The following is a 544-nucleotide window of genomic DNA, read 5'->3' on the forward strand; positions in this document are numbered from 1 at the left end:
CAAAAGCTTTCCCTCGCTTTTTGTCCGCGCCAATCTCGTTGCCCAAAGCGGGCAATGATATCGTCGATCGCTTGGGTCATAATGGAATTTTACCTTCCCTAACTTTTGCTAAAACTTCCTCAAATTCCTGCAGGGAATCCTTGCCTAAATTGTCAAGCAAGCTGTGAAGAATTGCCCTAAACAATAGCAAAGATTCAAATTTATATCCTTGGCACTTTCGACGTAATTGGTTCAGTCACATCAATACTTCAACTGAATTGTCAGAGGCTTTTTGCATCTGTTCTTCATTTGGATTCATCAAGAATTACTTTATAGGAAAGGTACGTCATCTTCTACAAACGGATTGTTAGCGATGCAGTCGGGCGCTGCGTCAGGTTTGGGAGAGGGCGTCCAAACTTGCCAATCAAAGATTTGTTTGGTGATATCAGGATACCTCTTGGGCAAGCGCGGCGGTGCGTCCAATTGGAGCGGTGCTTTTTGGGGTGGAAATATATCTACATGTAAGTACCAATCCTCCTGAGTCAGCAGCAACCAGATTTGTTTG

General features: G+C 43.9%; 1 protein-coding gene. It reads right to left on the reverse strand.

The window, feature by feature from the left end:
• Nucleotides 1-309 precede the first annotated feature (309 nt).
• A partial coding sequence (locus MiSe_RS49725; protein WP_226595016.1) for a hypothetical protein occupies nt 310-544 on the reverse strand: 235 nt, incomplete at its 5' end.

This window comes from Microseira wollei NIES-4236 (assembly GCF_020521235.1).
GTDB classification, from domain to species: domain Bacteria; phylum Cyanobacteriota; class Cyanobacteriia; order Cyanobacteriales; family Aerosakkonemataceae; genus Microseira; species Microseira wollei.